This window comes from Rhizobium sp. AN5 (genome assembly GCF_900215255.1).
Classification (GTDB): domain Bacteria; phylum Pseudomonadota; class Alphaproteobacteria; order Rhizobiales; family Rhizobiaceae; genus Agrobacterium; species Agrobacterium tumefaciens.
In genome coordinates this window covers 1,428,531-1,446,510 of sequence record NZ_OCMJ01000004.1, presented here as the reverse complement: position 1 = coordinate 1,446,510, position 17,980 = coordinate 1,428,531, and the positions used below count along the sequence as shown (strand labels likewise).

At 58.6% G+C, this 17,980-nt stretch carries 14 protein-coding genes, 1 tRNA gene and 1 riboswitch; of the genes, 7 read left to right on the top strand and 8 right to left on the bottom strand.

What is annotated here, in order from left to right:
* Positions 1–191 precede the first annotated feature (191 nt).
* The 4 genes from CRP02_RS19620 to CRP02_RS19605 all read right to left on the bottom strand — a co-directional run bounded on the left by CRP02_RS19620 (position 192) and on the right by CRP02_RS19605 (position 4,207).
* Positions 192–1,319, bottom strand: coding sequence for an S-(hydroxymethyl)glutathione dehydrogenase/class III alcohol dehydrogenase (locus CRP02_RS19620; protein ID WP_025593598.1), 1,128 nt, complete (start codon positions 1,317–1,319; stop codon positions 192–194).
* Positions 1,320–1,467: 148 nt separating this feature from the next.
* Complete coding sequence (gene trmFO, locus CRP02_RS19615; RefSeq protein WP_179784163.1) at positions 1,468–2,925, bottom strand: methylenetetrahydrofolate--tRNA-(uracil(54)-C(5))-methyltransferase (FADH(2)-oxidizing) TrmFO; 1,458 nt, start codon at positions 2,923–2,925, stop codon at positions 1,468–1,470.
* A 513-nt stretch (positions 2,926–3,438) separates the two neighbouring features.
* Positions 3,439–3,582 (bottom strand): DUF1127 domain-containing protein, encoded by a 144-nt coding sequence (locus CRP02_RS19610; protein WP_003515516.1) that lies wholly within the window; start codon positions 3,580–3,582, stop codon positions 3,439–3,441.
* Between the two features lie 478 nt (positions 3,583–4,060).
* Positions 4,061–4,207: a DUF1127 domain-containing protein gene (locus CRP02_RS19605; RefSeq protein WP_013636249.1), complete on the bottom strand. Its 147-nt coding sequence runs from the start codon at positions 4,205–4,207 to the stop codon at positions 4,061–4,063.
* A 661-nt stretch (positions 4,208–4,868) separates the two neighbouring features.
* Here CRP02_RS19605 and CRP02_RS19595 point away from each other — a divergent pair.
* The 4 genes from CRP02_RS19595 (at position 4,869) to CRP02_RS19575 (ending at position 8,568) form a co-directional block, all read left to right on the top strand.
* A tRNA-Leu gene (locus CRP02_RS19595) sits at positions 4,869–4,951 on the top strand.
* Between the two features lie 240 nt (positions 4,952–5,191).
* The gene (gene tig / locus CRP02_RS19590; RefSeq protein WP_097172064.1) at positions 5,192–6,670 is read left to right on the top strand and encodes a trigger factor; all 1,479 of its coding nucleotides are present in this window, start codon (positions 5,192–5,194) and stop codon (positions 6,668–6,670) included.
* Between the two features lie 295 nt (positions 6,671–6,965).
* Entirely contained in the window at positions 6,966–7,433 is a 468-nt protein-coding gene (locus CRP02_RS19585; RefSeq protein WP_097172063.1) for a hypothetical protein, read from the top strand.
* Positions 7,434–7,917: 484 nt separating this feature from the next.
* The gene (locus CRP02_RS19575; protein ID WP_097172061.1) at positions 7,918–8,568 is read left to right on the top strand and encodes a hypothetical protein; all 651 of its coding nucleotides are present in this window, start codon (positions 7,918–7,920) and stop codon (positions 8,566–8,568) included.
* 201 nt (positions 8,569–8,769) lie between these two features.
* On the opposite strand, the gene sthA is transcribed toward CRP02_RS19575, so the two are convergent.
* From sthA to CRP02_RS19560, 3 genes are all read right to left on the bottom strand, one after another.
* Positions 8,770–10,173, bottom strand: a complete 1,404-nt coding sequence (sthA, locus tag CRP02_RS19570; RefSeq protein ID WP_003515506.1) for a Si-specific NAD(P)(+) transhydrogenase — start codon at positions 10,171–10,173, stop codon at positions 8,770–8,772.
* A 543-nt stretch (positions 10,174–10,716) separates the two neighbouring features.
* Positions 10,717–11,250, bottom strand: a complete 534-nt coding sequence (locus CRP02_RS19565; protein WP_097172060.1) for a DUF1003 domain-containing protein — start codon at positions 11,248–11,250, stop codon at positions 10,717–10,719.
* 109 nt (positions 11,251–11,359) lie between these two features.
* The gene (locus tag CRP02_RS19560) at positions 11,360–13,300 is read right to left on the bottom strand and encodes an LTA synthase family protein (protein WP_179784076.1); all 1,941 of its coding nucleotides are present in this window, start codon (positions 13,298–13,300) and stop codon (positions 11,360–11,362) included.
* Positions 13,301–13,531: 231 nt separating this feature from the next.
* On the opposite strand from CRP02_RS19560, the gene CRP02_RS19555 reads away from it, so the two are divergent.
* Entirely contained in the window at positions 13,532–15,211 is a 1,680-nt protein-coding gene (locus CRP02_RS19555; protein WP_097172059.1) for an NAD+ synthase, read from the top strand.
* Positions 15,212–15,360: 149 nt separating this feature from the next.
* Here CRP02_RS19555 and CRP02_RS19550 read toward each other — a convergent pair whose 3' ends face one another.
* Positions 15,361–15,738, bottom strand: coding sequence for a glyoxalase superfamily protein (locus CRP02_RS19550; RefSeq protein WP_097172058.1), 378 nt, complete (start codon positions 15,736–15,738; stop codon positions 15,361–15,363).
* A gap of 192 nt (positions 15,739–15,930) precedes the next feature.
* On the opposite strand from CRP02_RS19550, the gene CRP02_RS19545 reads away from it, so the two are divergent.
* Positions 15,931–16,761, top strand: coding sequence for a TolB family protein (locus CRP02_RS19545; RefSeq protein ID WP_097172057.1), 831 nt, complete (start codon positions 15,931–15,933; stop codon positions 16,759–16,761).
* Between the two features lie 173 nt (positions 16,762–16,934).
* A riboswitch (cobalamin riboswitch) is annotated at positions 16,935–17,121 on the top strand.
* Between the two features lie 97 nt (positions 17,122–17,218).
* Positions 17,219–17,935: a 5,6-dimethylbenzimidazole synthase gene (gene bluB / locus CRP02_RS19540; protein ID WP_097172056.1), complete on the top strand. Its 717-nt coding sequence runs from the start codon at positions 17,219–17,221 to the stop codon at positions 17,933–17,935.
* The last annotated feature ends 45 nt before the right edge of the window (positions 17,936–17,980 follow it).

The following is a 17,980-nucleotide window of genomic DNA, read 5'->3' as shown; positions in this document are numbered from 1 at the left end:
GTACGGTTTTCAGAGGTCGCTCCCGCTATCTGGCGTCGTTTCGGGCAGGGAGAGATTTTTCAACTCCACCGCGCAATATCGGCATACGACGATAGATTTACCGTCCCGTTAATCGGCACGGCTGTAAGCGGAAAGGTCGGTCAATTCATATGGCAGACGCGCGGTGCGCGCCTGCCTTTTTTGTCAGCCGATCAATAGACCACGACGCCGCGGATGCTCTCGCCCTTGTGCATCAGGTCAAAGCCCTTGTTGATGTCTTCAAGCGGCATCGTGTGGGTGATCATCGGATCGATCTGGATCTTGCCTTCCATGTACCAGTCGACGATCTTCGGCACGTCGGTGCGGCCACGCGCGCCGCCGAAGGCTGTGCCCATCCAGTTGCGGCCGGTGACCAGCTGGAACGGACGCGTGGAGATTTCCTGGCCCGCACCCGCAACCCCGATGATGACAGACTTGCCCCAGCCACGATGCGAGGCTTCCAGCGCCTGGCGCATGACCTTGGTATTGCCGGTGCAGTCGAACGTGTAATCCGCGCCGCCGATCAGGTCGCCATTGCGCTTCGTCATGTTGACGAGATAGGGCACGATGTCGTCGCCCACTTCCTTCGGGTTGACGAAGTGGGTCATGCCGAACTTCTCGCCCCAGGCCTTGCGGTCATTGTTGATGTCGACACCGATGATCATGTCAGCGCCGGCAAGACGCAGACCTTGCAGAACGTTGAGACCAATGCCGCCGAGACCGAAGACGATTGCCGTCGAGCCGATCTCCACCTTGGCGGTGTTGATGACGGCGCCGATACCTGTCGTCACGCCACAGCCGATGTAGCAGACCTTGTCGAAGGGCGCATCGGGATTGATCTTGGCAAGGGCGATCTCGGGCAGGACGGTGAAGTTCGAGAAGGTCGAGCAGCCCATGTAGTGGTGGATCTTGTCCTTGCCGATCGAGAAGCGCGAGGTACCGTCAGGCATCACACCCTGGCCCTGGGTGGCGCGGATGGAGGTGCAGAGATTGGTTTTACGCGATGTGCAGGAATAGCACTCGCGGCATTCCGGCGTGTAGAGCGGGATGACATGATCGCCCTTCTTGACCGAGGTGACGCCGGGTCCGACATCAACAACGATGCCGGCGCCCTCATGGCCGAGAATGGCCGGAAACAGACCTTCGGGATCGGCACCGGAGAGGGTGAAATCATCGGTGTGGCAGATACCTGTCGCCTTGACCTCGACCAGCACTTCGCCAGCGCGGGGACCTTCGAGTTGAACGGTCATGACCTCAAGCGGTTTTCCTGCCTGAATGGCAACTGCGGCGCGAACGTCCATATTCTATCTCCTCAGTCTTTTAATGTGCGAAGTAAAAGGTTTTGCCCGAGCGCGGCTGGCCGGGCAAGGCAAAATCCGGTGACCCGAAATGAAAAGCAGGTGTGCGGAAACACGCCCCTTTATTTTGGCTGATAGATGCGGGCAGGGCCTATGGCGTTGCGTCGCTCTCTTGTTCCGTTGCGACGTGTTCCACGCCAAGCCACGTCGCACAATCCCTCAACGCCCGCGCTGCAACGAGCTGGCGTTTCATGATTGTCTTGTCCTTGCCGCGAAAACGTTTCACGCCTTCCGGCTTGACGATGGAGCCTGGCTCCAGGTCTGGGAACAGGCCGAAATTGATGTTCATCGGCTGGAAGGAACGTTTGCCCGGCTCATCATTCGAGGAAAGATGGCCGCCGGTGATGTGGTTGAGAAGAGAGCCGAGGGCTGTCGTTGCGGGTGGCAGGATCGGGGTCTCGCCTTTCTGTTCGGCGGCAGCGAAGCGGCCGGCCAGAAGTCCGACGGAGGCGCTTTCCACATACCCTTCGCAGCCGGTGATCTGGCCGGCGAAACGCAGGTCCGGTCGCGATTTCAGCTTCAGCGATGGATCGAGCAGGACGGGGGAATCGATATAGGTGTTGCGGTGCAGGCCGCCCAAACGGGCGAATTCCGCATTTTCTAGACCCGGTATCATGCGGAATACATCCGCCTGCGCGCCGTATTTCAGTTTGGTCTGGAAACCCACCATGTTGTAAAGCGTGCCGAGCGCATTGTCCTGGCGAAGCTGGACAACGGCATAGGCCTTGACGGTGGGGTTATGGGCGTTGGTCAGGCCCATTGGTTTCATCGGGCCATGACGCAGTGTCTGGCGGCCGCGTTCAGCCATGATCTCGATTGGCAGGCAGCCGTCGAAATAGGGCGTGCCTTCCCATTCCTTGAAACCCACCGTGTCACCGGCGATCAGCGCGTCGATGAAGGCGTTATATTGTTCCTCGTCCATCGGGCAGTTGATGTAGTCCTTGCCCGTGCCGCCGGGGCCAACCTTGTCGTAACGCGACTGGTACCAGCAGATATCCATGTTGATGCTGTCGCGGTGCACGATGGGGGCAATGGCGTCAAAGAATGCCAGGGCATCCTCACCCGTCTCGGCCTGAACCGCCGCCGCCAGATCCGGCGAGGTGAGCGGGCCGGTGGCGATGATGCTGCTGCCCCATTCCTTCGGCGGCAGGCCTGAAACCTCTTCACGCAGGATCGTCACCAGTGGGTGACTTTCGAGCCGGTTTGTTACGGCCTGAGAAAATCCGTCGCGATCGACGGCAAGCGCGCCGCCGGCAGGTACCTGATGCCTGTCGGCGCAGGCCATGATCAACGAGCCGGCAAGCCGCATTTCCGCATGGATGACGCCCACTGCATTGGCGGTCGCATCGTCGGAGCGGAAGGAGTTGGAACAGACCAGTTCCGCCAGCGTATCGCCCTTGTGCGCTTCCGTGCCGCGCACGCCGCGCATTTCGTGCAGGATGACGGGAACGCCGCTTTCAGCGATCTGCCAGGCGGCTTCCGAACCGGCCAGTCCGCCGCCCACGACGTGAATGGGAGAATAGGTCTTGTCTTGCATGCTGGCGCCCATAGGCCGCGTGGGGGGCAAGAGCTCCCCTCCGGCGGCTGTCTTTCGAGTGATTGTTCCGCGCGGGTCCCGAAGGACGCGTTTTTCAGGGCGATGCACTACCATGCATGGCTGCGACAGCCAAATGTTTTTGCGGGCGGGACGATTGGGGCGGAGGGAACGTGTTCTCTATGCTTGTAAGCCGGCTGAATGCGATTGGCGATCTCGTCTTGCGTTGTTGACGTGTAATTCGACCTGGGGGCGGGCGCAGCGTTTTTATAAGCCCCAACTTCCTCCGTCATTCCGGATCAGGCCCGGCGTGACGGGAGAGGAGTGTCGCTAGAAACAACAATCGGCTAGCGCGCGCGGGCACCGTGTGGCGCGGAGTGCCATGCCGATGTTTTTTAGCCATCAACCTGTCAGAATCTCCGGCGAATACCGCCAGAATCAAAAACGGCGCCAGAGGCGCCGCTTTCTTTTACCTGTCGCTCAATCGTCGCGCCCTGGAGGTCGGGCAGCGGGACGATCTTTTACGCCTTAGCGGAACGAACGGGAAGCTACGTTACGGATGTCGTAACGTGTCAGGCCGATGTCGCTCAGGGCCTGGTTGGACAGGCTGCCAAGTTCGTTGATCGTGCGACGGTAGGAGATCCAGTTCTTTGCGATGCGGATAGGGTTCATGATCGTTTCCTCAATCTTTCTTTGATTTCGTCGGCCGGCTCAGTGTTTCTGTGCTCTCGGCTGTTGAGGTTTTATATATAGACATTGAGCCATGTTGTGCAGTGCAGAATTTAGGCGACTGCCATGCATTTGTGCACTATGTCGGCTAAATTTGCGGCTTTGACTACCGTATGAGCAAAATATGAGCGGAAATGCCTGTCTATCGGGCGGTTTTGAAGGGGTTTGCGGCCATTGGCGGCGTTGGACCGGCTTTTTCCTACCCTGAGCGGTGCTTGATGGGCATTCCGGCTCTCCGGACATGCTGGATGCAGCCGCCTAATCGATGCATTTTTCATCTGTTTGTCACGCGCACATGCCGGTGGGGCGGCGCGGCTCGATTCCGAGAAGGTGCCCAGAACGAAAAAAAAGGCCGGAGGCGGGAGCCTCTGGCCCTTTGGGAGGGTCGTCTCGCATCCGCCGCTTCAAGCGGCGGGGCGTATTAGATGCCGACGGCGGTGCGTGCGACGCGACGGATGTCCTGACGGCCAATGCCGAGGTCACTCAGTTCGCGGTCGGTCATGCGGCCGAGTTCGGTTACGGTCTGACGATACTTGCGCCAGTTGGTGAGCGAGCGTGTAATGTTCATTGTCATCTTCCTCTTCGTGCTGTCCAGCATTTCCGGCCCGTCTTGGGAGGATTAGGCTCGGGGCTGAACTCGATCTCTGTATGACCATGAATATAATCGGTTTAATAAAAACAAAAACAGACAAAGCAAGATGCCACCTATGCATAGAACGCAAAGCAAGCCGGTAAATGACCCCAATTGCGGCGGTTACTGCATAATTTGTGACCAATTTGTGTGCTTTTGGTGAACTCGTCGGCACCTGTCACTGCCAAGCCGTGCGGTCCGGCTGAATGCAAGGGGTCGGGCAGGGCAGAGGCGAGGATGGCGATGCAAAGGTCGTTCGTATAAAGGGATTCGGCTGGAGGCGCGCGTTCTCGCAAAATGACGGGCGGCACGTCCTATATATAATGTCATGTAGCCGCATAAATGTTGCGCGTTTTTCCTGTCGGAATATGTGAAGTCGGACAGGGAAAGAGGGAGACGGCGCGCACAGTTTTGCGGCCCCCCGTGTCATCGTCTGCGGGCGCGCCGTTACCTTTCATGCGGGCACGAAACGGCAAGAACGTACCGGCCGGCTTTTGCGGCTGGGGCGGGGACCCAAGAAAAGTCCGGGCGAAACGGGACGCGGCGATAAGGCGTGCTTGACCCTTCCAGAACATTGTGACATACCGCCGCCCAACGTGCGGGTATGGCGGAATTGGTAGACGCATTGGTTTTAGGTACCAACGCTTCGGCGTGGGAGTTCGAGTCTCTCTACCCGCACCACAAGTAAAGCATGGCTGTGCCACGCTTGTGCCAGAGTGCATCCTTAGTGATGCAGGGAGCTTCGGGGTTCATCATCCCCTTCGCACCCTTGTCTCCGGCGCGAGCGCAATTTTGTCCGGCAGGCGCTTGTGTGAAGAAATAATGGAAGCCACGGCCGGGGAACGATGTTTCCGGCGCAGTGCTCGAAAGTAAACCAACGGCTGTCTGAGCACCGCCGCCATGATGTGAAGGTTTGAGAAAATGCAGGTTATCGAAACGCTGGCTGAAGGCCTGAAGCGCGAACTCAAGGTCGTTATCCCGGCTGCCGACATGAAGGCTCGTCTGGACGAGCGCCTGGTTGACGCCAAGGACAAGGTTCGCATCAACGGTTTCCGTCCCGGCAAGGTGCCGATGGGCCATCTGAAGAAGATGTACGGCAAGTCCATCATGGCCGACCTCGTCAACGAGCTGGTTCGTGAAAAGCCTTCCGAAATCCTCTCCAGCCGCGGTGAGAAGTCTGCAACGCAGCCGGCCATCTCCATGACCGAAGACGAGCAGGAAGCCGAAAAGATCCTTTCGGCTGAAACCGATTTCGAATTCACCGTTGCTTACGAAATCATTCCGGCCATCGAACTGAAGGCCAATGACGGCATCAAGGTTACCCGCGAAGTTGTTGAAGTCTCCGAAGACGAAATCAACGAGCAGATCCTCAAGATCGCTGAAAGCGCCCGTACCTTTGAAGCCAAGAAGGGCAAGGCCGCCGATGGCGACCGCGTCACCATGAACTATCTCGGCAAGGTTGACGGCGAAGCCTTCGATGGCGGCGCTGCTGAAGACGCTGAACTGGTTCTCGGTTCTGGCCGCTTCATCCCCGGCTTCGAAGATCAGCTCGTTGGCGTCAAAGCCGGCGACGAAAAGACCATCACCGTGACTTTCCCGGCTGACTACCCGGCTGCGAACCTCGCAGGCAAGGAAGCCAACTTCGAGATCACCGTCAAGGAAGTCGCTGCTGCCGCTGCTGTTGAAATCAACGACGAACTGGCGGAAAAGCTCGGTCTCGAATCGGCTGAAAAGCTGAAGGAAATCGTTCGCGGCCAGATCGAAAGCCAGTACGGCAACGTAACCCGCCAGAAGGTCAAGCGTCAGATTCTCGACCAGCTCGACGAAATGTACAAGTTCGACACGCCGGCTGGCCTCGTCGATGCCGAATTCGACAACATCTGGCGCCAGATCAACACCGATCTCGCCCAGTCCGGCAAGACCTTCGCTGACGAAGACACCACGGAAGAAGAAGCCCGCGAAGAATATCGCAAGCTCGCTGAACGCCGCGTTCGTCTCGGCCTCGTTCTCTCCGAAATCGGCGAAAAGGCTGGCGTCGAAGTGACCGAAGAAGAAATGCAGCGCGCGCTGTTCCAGCAGCTGCAGCAGTTCCCCGGCCAGCAGAAGGAAATCCTCGATTTCTTCCGCAACACCCCCGGCGCTTCCGCTTCGATGCGCGCCCCGATCTTCGAAGAAAAGGTCATCGACAAGCTGCTCACGGAAATCTCGGTAACGGACAAGACCGTTTCCAAGGAAGAGCTGCTGGCTGACGACGGCGAAGAAGCAACGGAAACCAAGAAGAAGGCACCTGCCAAGAAAAAGGCTGCTGCCAAGGCTGACGACGCCGCCGAAGGCGAAGAAGCCGCTCCGAAGAAGAAGGCTCCGGCCAAGAAGAAGGCCACTGAGGCCGACGCCGAGTAATCTTGCCTGGCGAAAGCTGATTGAATGGAAGGGCCGTGGCGAAAGCTGCGGCCTTTTTGTTTTTGAGATTTAGCAAGATCGAAATAACCGCACTCCGTCCTCACGCGCTTGGATAGTGGAGACGGAGCGGCCTGAGGCTAGCTCTTGTATTCCTGTGTCCGTTCGTGTTTTTTTGACGGGATGTCTTATGCTGTTTCGACGTGCTCTCGAATCACATTAAGTTGTCGTTATGTGGCCGCCTCCCCAACTCCCTACTGATCACTTATACAAGCTTGCGACATTCACCGGTATTGCGATGCTGTTAGGTGCGTTCTATCTGCTGAACTCGTGGGCGCTCCCATATCAGGAGACGGGGAATGGCGCTTATACCCAGACTGTTATTCTGACAGATCAGCTCATTGACGTGGGCTTAAGCCCGAAATTAGTTCCAGAGAGTCTCACCGATGAAAACCCTATGGGACGGTATGCCGAGTATCGAGACTTGATAAGAACGCTACCACCCATGAATTCGATGCGAGAAGAACTACGCATAAAAAATGAAGAGCTTCTAATTCGTCGTCTCGCTAATCGACAACGCGAATACCTTGGCGAGTTAGAGAGGCGGGCGTTTTATTTGCTCTTTTTCTTCGGCAGCTGTTTTACTTTGGTCGGTTTGTGGTGGTGGTATACGGCATTCCAGCGCTATCAAGATGAACTTATATATCTCAGCGCAATCGAGGCGCGGCAGCGCGTGCTTCAAAATCTCCCTAAGTGCAATACATAACCAATTGAAATCAAATGTATTGCGTTAGGATGATTGATCTAAATATGGGCTCATGGCCCACGCTATCAAGCCTTTCCGCTTCCGCATCCCCGTGCTTGTCACAGGGATCCAGCCAGCCCAAGTCCTTGGGCTGAAGGGAGTCTTTTTGCCGCGCAAACGCGCGTCGGCTGGATTCCTGTGACAAGCACAGGAATGAGGGTAGAGGGCGCTAGCCGGGCGTCCTCGCCTCGTAAAAAATGCCATTTTAACATGCCCCCGATCACAATGCAGTGCAGCATGATTTTTTGCTGCATCTGCTCTTGTTCATCTCCCGTTCATCTGGCACCCTGTGCAGCATGATTTGCCTTGGCTGTCGGATGCAGCCGTCAAGGAAACATGGGCCGCCACCGCGCGGCTGTCATCGCTGCCAAAACCTTTGGCCTTGAGCTTTTACCGTGCCTGCCGGGTTCACCCGGTGCGCCCTTAATTTGCCAGGGGACAAGATATGTCACCACGAACGGGCTTTGGCCTTTTGCTCTCTTTGTTCATTGCGCTTGGGTCCTCCGCCTATGCCGATGAGGCCGGTTTGATCTGGAAGCCGGTCAAGAATTCCGATCGCTCCTATACCGCACGAATCGGCGCGAAGCTGCCGGTCGAGACGCCCATCCGGGCGGGGCTGGAAATGGGCATGAATGCCTCCAAGACAGGGCAGCTTGTCGATACGCCGGTTCGGCTGTGGGGCAATGTCACGCTTTTGGCGGAGCAGCTGCCCGGTGTTTCGCTTGCCCGTGATGTCGGTGTCCTCTTCAACGCGTTGACGGGGTCGAGCAGCGTTTCCATGACGTCGCGACAGAAACGCATCGTTACGCCGGAACTGGATATCGAGGCCAACCGCAATTTCACGGTGCGTTATGACGGCACGGCGCAGCAATGGAACGGCCTGGACGTATCGCAGTCGCTACGCCTTTCCCGCTCGGAAACCGGCACGGCCTTCGTGCTGACGGGGGCAAGCCGCAACAGCTTCAACGAGTTCAGCAGCGGCGTGGCCGTGGAGCAGAAGATCGGCGATCACCTGACAGTGCGCGGAACGCTCGATCAGGGATATGCGGATCATTTTCGGCCGGGTGTGAGTGCGCGGTATAGTATTCGGTGGTGAGGGGCGTCACCGGTTATCGTATGGATGAGCAGAAAGTGATGGACGTTCTTGCGTCGCATTCGGCGTCATCCTTGGGCTTGTCCCAAGGATCTAATCACGGCGCATAAAATCGTGACGTTGCAGATGCTCGGGACAGGCCCGAGGATGACGGAGGAGAGGTTTGCGCACATTGCAAACGATCTCCACCCGCAACAGCCAGCCTCAATCCTTCTTCAGCTCACCCATGCGGTTCCACGCGTCGAGACCGGCAATCTTGTAGGCCTCGGCAAGCGTGGGGTAGTTGAAGGTGTTCTCGACGAAATATTCCACCGTACCCTTCAGGTTCAGCACCGCCTGGCCGATATGCACCAGTTCGGTGGCACCTTCGCCGACGATGTGGACGCCGAGCAGACGGCGGGTTTTCAGCGAGAAGATCATCTTCAGCAACCCGCTGTCGAGACCCATGATATGGCCGCGTGAGGTTTCGCGGAAATGGGCGATGCCGCATTCATAGGGAATGTGGCGTTCGGTGACTTCTTCTTCCGTCAGGCCACAGGTGGAGATTTCCGGAACGGCGTAGATGCCGTAGGGGAAGAACTGCGGCGGTTCACCGGCCGGTGCGCCGACCGCGTGGCGGGCGGCGATGCGGCCCTGTTCCATCGAGGTGGAGGCGAGGCTCGGGAAACCGATGATATCGCCGGCGGCGTAGATGTTCGGCACTGTTGTCTGGAAGGTCTCGGGATTGACCTTCAGGCGGCCGCGGCTGTCCGCTTCCAGCCCACAGGCGGAAAGGTTGAGCGTATCGGTTGCGCCGACGCGTCCGGCGGCGAACAATACTGTCTCGGCTTTGAGGACGCGGCCGTTGCTGAGCGAAACGAGGCACTTGCCGCTGTCGTCGCGCTCCACCTTTTCCGCTTTCTGGCCGAAGATCAGCTTCATGTTACGGTCGCGCAACTGATAGGTGAAATCCTCGACGATTTCCTTGTCGATGAATTCCAGCATGGTCTCGCGCGGTTCCACCACGGTCACCTGCGTGTCGAGCGCACTGAAGATCGTGGCATATTCGATGCCGATGACGCCCGCGCCGACAACGACCATGGAGCGCGGCAGTTCCTTGATCTCGAGGATCTCGTCCGAATCGAGCACTGCCGCGCCGTCGAAGGGAATATGCGGCGGCCGGTAGGGCCGCGTGCCGATGGCGAGCAGAATGGAAGCGCCGGTAACGTTCATGACTTCACCGTCGTTCTTCACCACCTTCACCGTGTTGGCATCGACGAAGCTTGCCGTGCCGCGAATGTGCTGCACGCGGTTGCGGGCGAACTGGTGTTCCAGCACCTCGACCTCGTGGTCGAGCGTGATCAGCAGGCGGCGGCGCAGATCGTCCGCGTCGATCTCCTGCTTGACGCGGTACGAGCGGCCGTAAAAACCGCGTTCGCGCCAGCCGGTGAGATTGAGCGCGGTTTCGCGCAATGTCTTGGAAGGGATGGTGCCTGTGTGCACCGAAACGCCGCCGACGCGGCTGCCCTTCTCGATGACCAGAACCCTCTTTTCGAGCTTGGCGGCCTGGATGGCGGCGCGTCTTCCCGCCGGACCGCTGCCGATAACAATCAGATCGAACTGGTACATGAAAACCCCGGAACAGAATGTATTGCAATGACCGGATGTCGCATCCGGGATGGCGCTGCCGCGAAATGGTCGTGATGCCATTTTGACCAGGGGAAGTGATTCCCTTGTCAGCCTTGCACACAAGAGTGCAATGCAACAAACGCCTGCGTCAATCTGTAGCGCAAGAATCTGACGGATTCGTAACCGTTTTGTCCGCTCGTCGTTTTGCGACGCAAAGATGCGCCTTTGCGCCCGGCCCGGCTTTCGCCGTCGGGTTTTCGTGGTTTCAGACGGGTTGTGCCCGGTCACGCGCTGATTGGGGTTGGAGGGGACGGATGCTTGCGCAACCGGGCCTTTCCAGAAAGCCGTATTTCGCAAGAGGCAGTGCACGGCCTTTTGCGAAATGGTCCTGTCACCATGAACGTGCCACCGTTCCCACCACCAGGACCGTCCTTCGGTTTACGCCACGTCTGGCGTCTACCCGGCAGGACTGCATTCAAGATAACAGGGTAAGGCGGGGCGGGGAAAAGCGGGGATGGATTTTCGCGCGCCGGTCCTTTCTCGTCAGTCTTCTTTCCGGGTAACATGGCGGTGAAGGGCAGCGAGGTCCTGTCTGAGTGCTGCCAGTTCGGCCAGCACCTTCACGTCGATCTTTTCGTGCAGAGACAACACCTCAAGCTCGGCTTTCAGGTTCACCTCATAATCCTTGGCGGCCTCGAAACGGTCGCGGGCGGCCTGCCGGTTCTGCGACATCATGATGATCGGAGCCTGAATGGCCGCGAGCATTGAGAGCAGAAGATTGAGGAAGATGAAGGGGTAGGGGTCGAAGGCCCGCGTCGTCAGCACGATGGTGTTGATGATTGCCCAGAACACCAGGAAAAAGCAGAAGCTGAGGATAAATCCCCAGGAGCCGCCAACCTTTGCAATGTTGTCGGCCAGCCTGTCGCCCAGGTTTGCCCCGACGGAAAATTCCGCATTGGTGTCGGTCGAGACCAGCTTTTTCTGGTGCGACAGTTCCAGAATACGACGCTCCACCTCGCCGATTTCCCGGGAGGAGCGCTTGAAGTGCGAAACGATATAGTCGGAGATGTCTGACACGGTGCTTCTCGTGGTGCTGATGGTTCGGTACGGCCCTGTCGACATAAACCCGCATGGCAATGGAATTCAAACGATTTCCGCTGCCATGCCGTTCAGGCCTCCAGACCCATCAGACGGACGGCGTGGCGTCATTTACCCAGTTGAAGCCGGGGAAGAAGCGCTCTCGGCCATATTGCTCGCCGAACATCATGTCGAATTGCAGCAGACGATAATTGCGCACCACGTCCGGAATGGAATTGGGCGAAATCGACCAGTCGGGCAGGGCCTTGCCATCCGTTGCCACCAGCATATGCCGGTCGACGACGGAAAACGCGTCCTGCACTTCACCCAAAGTCCCCGTATAGAAGGGGTCTGAGAAACCGGCTGTTTTCAGCACGTGATAGGGCAACAGCGCCGGGCTGATGGTGCCGATATTCTTGCGCACACCCGTCTTCGAGGACCAGACGACGAGGGGCGTCTCGTGTTCCTTTTTCATGACGTCCAGCGGCGCGCGGCGGCTGGCCACCATGCCCGGCATGTAGCCGCTTTCCACGAATGTCTGGCCAAGCGGCGGCAGGTGGTCGCCGAAGAGCACGATTATGGTTTCGCGCTCGCGCTTTTTTGCCCAGCGCATCAGCTTCAGAAGGGCGTCGTCGGCCTCCGCCACGCCCTGCGCATAGGTGCCCAGCGCCTGCGATGCGGAAGCGGAGAGATCGCCCTCTACGCCAATGGTGTCGCTGGCATAACGGCCCGCCTCGTAAGGTCCATGTCCCTGCAGGGTGACGGCGAAGAGGAAGAGCGGGTTGCGCGCATCGTCCGCGGCCACCATGATCTGGTCCATCAGCGCGTCGTCGGAGGCGAAGTTGCCGCGCTTCTCCATGGGCGGCAATGTCTCTTCAGAGCGGAACTCCTCGAAGCCGAAATTCCTGTAGACTTCCTTGCGGTTCCAGAACCATTCCTGAAACGGATGCATGGCGATGGCCGAATACCCTTCGCCACGGAAGAAGCTGGCAAGCGAGGGCACCGGACGGCGGATATATTGCTGGTAGGGAATGCTGCCATAGGGCAGGAAGGCGTTGGAAAAGCCGGTCAGCGCCTCGAATTCCACATTTGCCGTCATGCCGCCGAATTCCGGCGAGAACACGTTGCCGGATTGCTTGGCGCGGATGTTGGGCATCGGATCGGCAGAGAGCTTCACGTTTTCAAGCCGTGTCGGATCCCACAGCGATTCGCTCATTAACATGATGACATCAGGGTAATCGCCCTTGTTGGCGGCAAAGGCGGCGGGTTCCGAGGTCAGGTCTGCAATGCTGTTTTCGCCGTAACCCTGCGGCGCCGAGACGTTGGCCATGGGAATATTGAAGGCAAAGGCCATCAGGAAACCGTTATGGCGGTAATTCTCGTGTTGATCCCACATCATGGGGATGATGTTGAGACGATCGCGCACCCACGAATAATGAGAATAGTCCATCAGCGAGGCGAGGCCGGCCAGAAGCGGCAGCGCCAGCACAAGACCTGCGGCGCGTTCGCGCCAGCTCAAGCCCGGCGAATAACGCCGCGCCAGCAGCCACAGGGTGGAAATGGCCGCAACCGTGGCGCAAAGGCCGAGGCCGACGAGTACGGCCGTCAGCGGCTGGGCTTTCAGCATGGTGGGCAGAAGCTCGAGGATCTGCCGGCCGAACAGCAGGTCGGAGGGATAAAGCGGATCGGAGAGATAGGTCTGTTTCTGCGCGGAAATCAGCCCTGTCAGTGCGCAAAGCGGCGCAACGGCGATGAGCGACAGGTAACGGCGACCAAGGATGGAATCCAGCGCTACGAGCAGCAACAGCACGGCGGCAATGGTGGTCATGCCGGGGCGGGCGGATGAGGTGAGGAAGGTGCCGACATCAACAAGCGAACCGCGCGCGATCCATTCCAGCGCCACGACAAGCACGACCGACGAAAACGTCAGATTGGCAAGCGTGTAGGCCTTACCCGAAAGCTTGGAAAGGCCCCGCGTCCATGCAGGCGAAAAGACAAAATCAGCCTTTTCGGAAGCCGTTGTTTTTGGCGCCGAATGTCTCAAACTCATACTCCGGTATTACGAGGCGACACCGCGCAATTCGGGGAGGTGAATCGGGGCGTCGCAAAACTGTCATGTAACTGTCACATAAGCGCGATGAACGCGACATGAACTTTGCGGAGTGTGGCCGGTGCGGTGATAACCTTAGCGTGAATGCCTGTTGCGGCTTCACCCCATCAAGGTGGTGCGGCATGCAATTGCCGCGTTGCGGAGCGGGCACGGGCGCGGTATTGAAAAGCCATGAGCGACAGACACGACATCAAAAACCATCTTCGAATTGCCGTCGGGCAGTTCAATCCGACTGTTGGCGACGTGGCGGGCAATCTCGCCAGGGCGCGCGAAGCACGGGCCGATGCGGCGACGCAGGGTGCCGATCTCCTGCTTCTGACCGAGCTGTTCATATCCGGCTATCCGCCGGAAGACCTGGTATTGAAGCCGGCTTTTCTGAAAGCGTGCCTGAAGGCCGTGGAAGAACTGGCGGCGGAGACCGCCGATGGCGGGCCGGGCGTCGTCATCGGTTTTCCGCGTCAGGGCGAAACGGGCCGGCACAATTCGGTTGCGCTTCTGGATGGCGGCAAGATCATCGCGCTGCGTGACAAGATCGACCTGCCGAATTACGGCGAGTTCGATGAAAAGCGCGTTTTCGCCGAAGGTTCGATCTCCGGTCCCTATAATTTCCGCGGTGTCAGGATCGGCATTCCGATCTGCGAGGAAATCTGGAACGATATGGGTGTGTGCGAAACGCTTGCCGAAAGCGGGGCGGAAATCCTGCTGGTGCCGAATGGTTCGCCCTATTATCGCGGCAAGCTGGATGTGCGCCATCAGGTGGCGCTGAAACAGGTGATCGAAAGCGGCTTGCCGCTGGTCTTCGCCAATCAGCTTGGCGGGCAGGACGAGCTGGTTTTCGACGGCGCGAGCTTCGGTTTCAATGCCGACAAGACCCTTGCCTTCCAGATGAGCCAGTTCGAGGCGACCCTTGCCGTCACCGACTGGAAACGCACCGAAGAAGGCTGGCGCTGCGAGAGCGGTCCCTTCTCGAAAATCCCTGAAGGCGAGGAGGCGGATTACCGGGCCTGCATGCTGGGCTTTCGCGATTACGTCAACAAGAACGGCTTCAAGAGCGTGGTTCTCGGCCTTTCAGGCGGTATCGATTCGGCGATCTGCGCTGCGCTTGCTGTTGATGCGCTGGGCGAAGAGCGGGTGCGCTGCATCATGCTGCCCTATCGTTACACCTCCGAGGATTCGCTGAAGGACGCAGCCGATTGCGCCAGAGCGCTCGGCTGCCGTTACGATATCGTGCAGATCGCCGAACCGGTGGATGGGTTCCTGTCGGCGCTTTCGGAAATGTTCGAAGGTACGGAAGAAGGCATTACCGAAGAAAACCTGCAGAGCCGTACACGCGGCACCATTCTCATGGCTGTTTCCAACAAGTTCGGCTCGATGGTGGTGACAACAGGCAACAAGTCGGAAATGTCGGTGGGGTATGCGACGCTTTATGGCGACATGAATGGCGGTTTCAATCCCATCAAGGACCTCTACAAGATGCAGGTCTACGCCATCTCCAGCTGGCGCAATTCCCATGTGCCGCCGGGCGCGCTCGGGCCGTCCGGCGAGGTGATCCCCGCCAATATCATCTCCAAGGCGCCATCCGCCGAATTGCGCCCCAACCAGACAGACCAGGATTCACTGCCGCCCTATCCGGTGCTGGACGATATTCTGGAGTGCCTGGTGGAAAAGGAAATGTCGGTCGAGGAAATCCTCGTGCGTGGCCATGATATCGCGACGGTGCACCGGATCGAGCATCTGCTCTATCTCGCCGAATACAAACGCCGCCAATCCGCGCCCGGGGTGAAGATCACCAAGAAGAACTTCGGCCGCGATCGCCGTTATCCGATTACCAACCGGTTCAGGGACAGGTAGTCGAAGGAGGGCGTGGAGGGAGCTTGCTGGACCCCGGGTTTAGTTCGGGGTGACGGAGTGCGGATGTTGCGACTTCGCCATATATCGATGTCGAAGACACATCATTTCCCTCCAACGGCGCGGACACGCCGCGCCGTTTCCCTATCTCGTTAAATAACCTGCCCCACATCGATGCGGTTGCCATCCGGGTCTTCGAAAACGAAGGCCCGCAGGCCATAATCCTTGTCCTGAAGACTTTTGATGATGCGAAGACCGTGGCTTTTGCAAAGCGCGTGCAGCGCGTCGACGTCGCTGACCAGCATATGCGCCACATTGAAAGGGGCCGGTTTGTGCGTTGACTGCAATGTCAGGTGCAACTCGGCATTACCTTGTTTCAGGATCATGAAACCGACAGGGTTGCCGTTTTCAAAGGTCTTTTCGAAGCCCAGCACACGGACATAAAAGTCATGGGCCTTTTCGATATTCTTGACAGGAAGCATTGCGGCGATCCGACCGAAGCGGATGCCGTGATCGGCGATGGTATTCATCGCGGAACCTCGGATCTGGGAGAAACTGGCAGGGGTGCGGGCGGTGCCGGAACGCTGCTGTTTTTTCCTATTTGAATTTGCAGGGCGGTGCCTGCGGCAATAGGATCATAATCACGGCGGTGGTGGATGCAAACGGAATGTTTGTGCCATTCAACGCTCCACGCCAGACGATCGACAGGCCCGGGAGGCAGCATGCGCAGTTCCATCGAAATCTTCAACATCCGCACCCGGCAGATGCGGGTGGTCTGGCAGACGCCGGAGCTGTTCGAGGCGCCGAACTGGTCGCCGGACGGGAAATATCTGCTTCTGAACTGCGATGGCCTGCTTTACCGCCTGTCACTTGCCGGCGACCCTTCGCCGGAAAAGGTCGATACCGGCTTTGCGACAATCTGCAACAACGACCACGGCATTTCGCCTGACGGTTCGCTTTATGCCATTTCCGACAAGGTGGAGTTCGGCAAGAGCGCCATCTATTTGCTGCCATCGACGGGCGGAACGCCGCGGCTGATGACGAAGAACCTTCCGTCCTACTGGCACGGCTGGTCGCCGAACGGGAAAGGTTTCGCCTATTGCGGCATTCGCGATCAGGTTTTCGATATCTATTCCATGGACATAGACAGCGGCGTTGAGACACGCCTTACCCGTGGTGAGGGCCGCAATGACGGGCCGGATTATTCGCCGGATGGAGAATGGATCTATTTCAACTCCAGCCGCACCGGCCAGATGCAGATCTGGCGCGTGCGGGTGGATGGCTCGGCCGTCGAGCGTATCACTGACAGCGCCTACGGCGACTGGTTCCCGCATCCGTCCCCCAACGGTGACAAGGTCGTCTTCGTCTCTTATGACGCCGATGTCTTCGACCATCCGCGCGACCTCAACGTGCGCGTGCGGCTGATGGATATGGATGGCGGCAATGCCGAAACGCTGTTTGACCTTTTCGGCGGGCAGGGAACGATGAATTCGCCCAACTGGTCACCTGACGGGGATGAGTTCGCTTATGTGCGGTATTTTCCCGTTTGGTGATGCGGTAGGGGTGCTTCAGCCGGCGCGCGTCTGCGCGGCGAAAGGCCGCTTTTCAGCCGAAAGAGCTGAGCTGGTTGGAATTCCGGCTCAAGGCCGCAATAACGCAGGTGAGGTGGCCACGGTCACATTGCCGCATCACTGCGCAAGATACTTGTATTTGCAAGCTTTGTTGCTCATAAGCGTCTTCGTCAGGTGCCCGCCTTTTACGGCGGGAGAATCGGGAATCCGGTGCAAGACCGGAACGTGCCCAGCGCTGTGAGGCGGATGCCCTTTTTCTAGATGCCACTGAATCCATTCGGGAAGGCGAAAGCGGGCGGATGAAGCCGAGTCAGAAGACCGGCCTGACAGGATAGACCAGACCGCGTGGACGGCGGCGGGTTGTTGCAGCAGCGCGTTGTGCAGGCGAAAACCGGAGCCGGTTTTCGTGGCAGCGCGCCAGCATTGTTGGGGATAGACGATGCCGACCGATCCACTCGCGACCAGTTTGCTCGACGGCAATGCATTTGATCACGCGCTTTCGCCCGCCTACCCGTTTTCCGAGGGGGAGCGAGAGGCGATCTACCGTGCGATCGAAACCCGCCGTGATGTGCGTGATCAGTTCCTTCCGGATCCATTGCCGGAAGATGTGGTCGAGCGCCTGCTGAAGGCGGCGCATTCCGCGCCCTCGGTCGGTTTCATGCAGCCGTGGAATTTCACGCTCGTCACTGACGGTGCGGTCAGGCAGGCAGCCTGGGTTGCCTTCAGCCGCGCCAATGGCGAGGCGGCGGCGATGTTCGAGGGGGAGCAGCAGGCGCTTTACCGCAGCCTCAAGCTTGAGGGCATCCGCAAGGCGCCGCTCAGCATCTGCGTCACCTGCGATCCGACGCGTGGCGGCAAGGTGGTGCTGGGCCGTACCCACAATCCGCGCACCGATGTCTATTCCACCGTCTGCGCCATCCAGAACCTCTGGCTTGCAGCGCGCGCCGAAGGCATCGGCGTCGGCTGGGTCAGCATTTTCCACGACAGCGACATTCGCACCATTCTGGAAATCCCCCACCATATCGAGATCGTCGCCTGGCTATGCCTCGGCCGCGTCGATACACTTTATACCGAGCCGGAACTGGCGGTGAAGGGTTGGCGCCAGCGCGTGCCGCTGGAGGAACTGGTGTTTCGCAATCGCTGGGGTGGGCGGTAAAGAGAAGACGCGACCGTCTTGTGAGTGAGACAGAGCGTTGCCAAC

What these genes read in the sequence shown, in the direction of transcription:
- CRP02_RS19620 (WP_025593598.1), bottom strand. Translation starts at nt 1,319, where the DNA reads ATGGACGTTCGCGCCGCAGTTGCCATTCAGGCAGGAAAACCGCTTGAG.
- trmFO (WP_179784163.1), bottom strand. Translation starts at nt 2,925, where the DNA reads ATGGGCGCCAGCATGCAAGACAAGACCTATTCTCCCATTCACGTCGTG.
- CRP02_RS19610 (WP_003515516.1), bottom strand. Translation starts at nt 3,582, where the DNA reads ATGAACCCTATCCGCATCGCAAAGAACTGGATCTCCTACCGTCGCACG.
- CRP02_RS19605 (WP_013636249.1), bottom strand. Translation starts at nt 4,207, where the DNA reads ATGAACATTACACGCTCGCTCACCAACTGGCGCAAGTATCGTCAGACC.
- tig (WP_097172064.1), top strand. Translation starts at nt 5,192, where the DNA reads ATGCAGGTTATCGAAACGCTGGCTGAAGGCCTGAAGCGCGAACTCAAG.
- CRP02_RS19585 (WP_097172063.1), top strand. Translation starts at nt 6,966, where the DNA reads ATGCTGTTAGGTGCGTTCTATCTGCTGAACTCGTGGGCGCTCCCATAT.
- CRP02_RS19575 (WP_097172061.1), top strand. Translation starts at nt 7,918, where the DNA reads ATGTCACCACGAACGGGCTTTGGCCTTTTGCTCTCTTTGTTCATTGCG.
- sthA (WP_003515506.1), bottom strand. Translation starts at nt 10,173, where the DNA reads ATGTACCAGTTCGATCTGATTGTTATCGGCAGCGGTCCGGCGGGAAGA.
- CRP02_RS19560 (WP_179784076.1), bottom strand. Translation starts at nt 13,300, where the DNA reads ATGAGTTTGAGACATTCGGCGCCAAAAACAACGGCTTCCGAAAAGGCT.
- CRP02_RS19555 (WP_097172059.1), top strand. Translation starts at nt 13,532, where the DNA reads ATGAGCGACAGACACGACATCAAAAACCATCTTCGAATTGCCGTCGGG.
- CRP02_RS19550 (WP_097172058.1), bottom strand. Translation starts at nt 15,738, where the DNA reads ATGAATACCATCGCCGATCACGGCATCCGCTTCGGTCGGATCGCCGCA.
- CRP02_RS19545 (WP_097172057.1), top strand. Translation starts at nt 15,931, where the DNA reads ATGCGCAGTTCCATCGAAATCTTCAACATCCGCACCCGGCAGATGCGG.
- bluB (WP_097172056.1), top strand. Translation starts at nt 17,219, where the DNA reads ATGCCGACCGATCCACTCGCGACCAGTTTGCTCGACGGCAATGCATTT.